Genomic DNA, 3,463 nt, shown 5'->3' with positions numbered 1-3,463 from the left:
GTGCCCCGCCGTCGACCATTGGATTGACCGTCATATCAATACTCCCCCTTCGTAGGCTGCCAGACTTTCACAACCGTTGACCCACGGTTAGAGGCTAAGGTCACTCCCACTGTCAGTCGCAGTGCCGCTAGGGAGTGCGAGGTCTGACCAAGGTTTAGCTGAAGTGTTGCGCCGCACGGCTGGACCTGTTGGGGTTAAGTGCAACTGCGCGGCCAATAAAACGGCGGCATGATTACCGGGAAGGTTCACACACGATGCAGCACCAGCCTTATATACACAATCTCTCTTGCGTTGTTGCCGCACCAATCCAAGCCTGGTCTGAACCAACAGGACAGATTCTGGGGCTTGGGGCACAAGGAATCTACTGTTCCGACGAACGGATTATCCGTCAGGCGGTCATCAGCGTGAATGGCGACGAACCCGACTGGGTCTCCACCCAGCCGCTGGATGGAAGCGCCGCGGCATACTTGAGTTTCATTCGGATGGATCCGGCCGCGTCAGACCCCCTGGTGTCGTTGCAGCGAACAAGATCAGCCACCGGGGGAAGGATGTCAGAAACCTTTGAACTCCGATCAGCACTGGCTGAAGCTACAGAGTTCAGCATCGAGCTTCGCCTCATTGCAGACAACACTCCGCTTGCAGACATCAAGCTGGGGAAAAGCTCAACTGAGCCTGTCACCACGAACATTGCAGGATGGAAGTGGCGCGACGACAACACCCACTTGGTGTTGTCCTTTGAGGGATCGCCTCAAGTAAACGCCCAGACCCCAGTGGTTACCGCAATCTGGAACGTGACCGTGCCAGCGGGCGGGGCTGCCTCCTTTGGCTGGGCCGTCACAGCTCATGATGCCGACGCCCCAATGGTTGGCTCCACCGCGAAGCCGCTAAAGATACCTTCAGTGGCCGATCCTTCCATGCAGCAGCTCTTGCACCGGGCAGTGAGCGATCTGAATGGGTTGCGAATGACCGACAGGCTCTCTCCGTCAGACTCTTTTCTGGCCGCAGGGGCACCTTGGTTTTTTACCATGTTTGGCCGTGACTCAATCATCGCTGCCCGCATGCTGCTACCCATTGACACGACAATTGCCGGTGGAACACTCCGCGCGCTGGCACAACGCCAGGGAGAATCCATCGACGCCGACTCCGCCGAGCAACCCGGGAAGATCCTGCATGAGGTCCGCAGGGCAACGACAACCGTGACGGCGGATGGCCGCGTCTGTCTTCCACCGGTCTACTTCGGAACCGTGGATGCAACACCACTGTGGATCATCCTTTTGCGCGATGCGTGGCGCTCCGGCCTTCCCGAAAAAGAGGTGAAGGCTCTCCTGCCACATTTAGAGCGAGCGCTGGCTTGGTTGCACAACCATGGTGATTCCGACGGCGATGGCTTCTTGGAATACTTGGACACGACCGGGCACGGACTGGCGAACCAAGGATGGAAAGACAGCGCTGATTCAATCCGCTGGCATGACGGACGATTGGCGCAGGGCCCCATCGCCCTCTGCGAAGTTCAAGGCTACGCCTACGCCGCGGCAATAGCCGGCGCAGAATTACTCGAGGCTTTTGCTCCCGCCGAAGACCAGACTGCTTCAACCCCGCAGCACTGGCGGGACTATGCCAAGAACATGGCCGACAGATTCCGCGCCAGCTTCTGGTGCATGGACGAAGACGGCCCCTACCCCGCCATCGCGCTCGATGCGGACAAGAACCCTGTCGACGCAGTGGCAAGCAACATGGGTCACCTTCTGGGGACCGGAATCCTCAATCCAGCTGAAACTGCCACAGTGGTTAGCCGTCTCATGGGCCCCACCATGTTCTCAGGATACGGAATCCGCACACTCTCCAGCACCAACGCAAGCTACTGGCCAACCCGCTACCACGCCGGCGCTGTCTGGACCCATGACACGGCCCTGATACTCAGCGGAATGGTCACCGACGGATACTCAGCCGAAGCCCGGATCCTCGCTGACGGGCTGCTGGCCGCCGCTCGGGGTTTTGACTGGCGCTTGCCAGAGCTCTTCTCCGGACAGGGAGCCGATCAGGGCTGGCCTCCAGTCCCCTACCCTGCTTCATGCCACCCCCAGGCTTGGGCTGCCGCCTCAGCCATCCCCATGGCGCAAGCGCTTGGGCTGCTCCCCAGCCCATGAAAAACGTTCCCTCCCAGGCTTTTAATGGGTGGTTAGTGGTCCTCGTCGCCGTAGATGAAGGCTTTAGCGTGATCGACGGCTTTTTTGAAGGCGTCGTTGCGCAGAGTAACGTGTTCACCCTGTTGGGTTTCGATGTAGTCCGTTATTCCCGGGCGCAGGAGCCAGATGTCCCCTGCTGGCGGGAGGTAGAACACGGCAAAGGAGCGGTGGGTGTCGTCATCGGTCCATACGGGCACGACGGCGAGTGCGGCCCCGGTATCTGGGTTGATCCACTGGGCTCTGGGCATGGGAAGTTCGTGGAGTTCCGGGTCCAGGAACGGGGCCGTTCCTTCACCCCAGCGCTGTTCGAAGCGTTCGTGGAAAGCTGGCAAGAGGGGTATGTCGTAACGACGCCATGCATTCATTTGGCCATGCCTCCTGATAGTTGGTTTCGTCGGTGGTGACTTATTGATCCGAACCAATAACTGTTGTGGCTGACATAGATTTTTTATAACACGTCTGCGAGAATGTTGCAAGGGACATTTACAGGAATCTGAGACTTTGAAGACCAGACTCAGAGTCCGTCAACATCTGCAGACCAAGGGAAGTGACTGGACATGGCGATCCAAGATCCACAGGCGCATGGGGTATACGCGATCTCCGTTGCGGCAGAGCTGGTGGGCACCGGCCAGCAAAACCTTCGCCTGTACGAACGCAAGGGACTGTTGGAACCTGGTCGTACCGACGGAGGAACGCGCCGATACAGCGAGAACGATCTCGTGACCCTGCGGAGGATCTCTGCACTCCTCACCCAGGGGCTCAACATCTCCGGCATCCGCATGGTCCTGGCCCTGGAAAAAGAAAACACCGCGCTCAAAGAAAAAATCACACACAAGCTCTCACGGCCCGGAACGGCAAGACAGGCTCCGGCCGGCGGCAACGAAGTGCTCCCGATTTAAGTCAGCAAGTCTGATCAAGGGCTAACGGGCGTCGGTGTTTTCCTCGCCCGGCAGCCCCTTGACGGTCTGGATGCCTTTCGCACCTTTGTCCTTCAAGTATTTCCTGCTTACGGGCACTTCCATCGGTTTGTCCCCTGTCTTTTCCAGAACATAGGCACCGGAGAGATTTGTACGGGTGAGTCTTGTGCCCGTGAGTATCGCACCGGTGAGGTTGGCGTGGGTCAGGTTCGCGTCGAGAAGACGCGCGCCGGCGAGGTTTGCCCTGGTGAGGTCCGCCGCGCTAAGGTCTGCGCCGATCAGGTCCCCGCCACTGAGGTTTGCGTCGGTGAGATTGGCGAGGTTGAGGTTCGCGTCATTGAGGTACGCATGGTTGAGATT

At 58.8% G+C, this 3,463-nt stretch carries 4 protein-coding genes; 2 read left to right on the top strand and 2 right to left on the bottom strand.

Annotated features, from left to right (window positions below; genetic code table 11):
• The first annotated feature begins 254 nt into the window (after positions 1 to 254).
• Positions 255 to 2,147 (top strand): glycogen debranching N-terminal domain-containing protein, encoded by a 1,893-nt coding sequence (locus Q4P21_RS13810; protein ID WP_303389327.1) that lies wholly within the window; start codon positions 255 to 257, stop codon positions 2,145 to 2,147.
• Between the two features lie 32 nt (positions 2,148 to 2,179).
• Here Q4P21_RS13810 and Q4P21_RS13805 read toward each other — a convergent pair whose 3' ends face one another.
• The gene (locus tag Q4P21_RS13805) at positions 2,180 to 2,551 is read right to left on the bottom strand and encodes a hypothetical protein (protein WP_303389326.1); all 372 of its coding nucleotides are present in this window, start codon (positions 2,549 to 2,551) and stop codon (positions 2,180 to 2,182) included.
• A 192-nt stretch (positions 2,552 to 2,743) separates the two neighbouring features.
• Here Q4P21_RS13805 and Q4P21_RS13800 point away from each other — a divergent pair, with 192 nt between their 5' ends.
• On the top strand, positions 2,744 to 3,085 hold the full coding sequence (locus Q4P21_RS13800) for a MerR family transcriptional regulator (RefSeq protein ID WP_303389325.1): 342 nt from the start codon (positions 2,744 to 2,746) through the stop codon (positions 3,083 to 3,085).
• Positions 3,086 to 3,106: 21 nt separating this feature from the next.
• On the opposite strand, the gene Q4P21_RS13795 is transcribed toward Q4P21_RS13800, so the two are convergent.
• Positions 3,107 to 3,463, bottom strand: a 357-nt coding sequence (locus Q4P21_RS13795) for a pentapeptide repeat-containing protein (RefSeq protein WP_303389324.1), incomplete at its 5' end; no start/stop codon positions are given.

This window comes from Arthrobacter sp., from assembly GCF_030540645.1.
Lineage (GTDB): Bacteria > Actinomycetota > Actinomycetes > Actinomycetales > Micrococcaceae > Specibacter.
The sequence above is the reverse complement of the archived record's forward strand: the minus strand, read 5'-3'. Positions and strand labels throughout refer to the sequence as shown.

What these genes read in the sequence shown, in the direction of transcription:
- Q4P21_RS13810 (WP_303389327.1), top strand. Translation starts at nt 255, where the DNA reads ATGCAGCACCAGCCTTATATACACAATCTCTCTTGCGTTGTTGCCGCA.
- Q4P21_RS13805 (WP_303389326.1), bottom strand. Translation starts at nt 2,551, where the DNA reads ATGAATGCATGGCGTCGTTACGACATACCCCTCTTGCCAGCTTTCCAC.
- Q4P21_RS13800 (WP_303389325.1), top strand. Translation starts at nt 2,744, where the DNA reads ATGGCGATCCAAGATCCACAGGCGCATGGGGTATACGCGATCTCCGTT.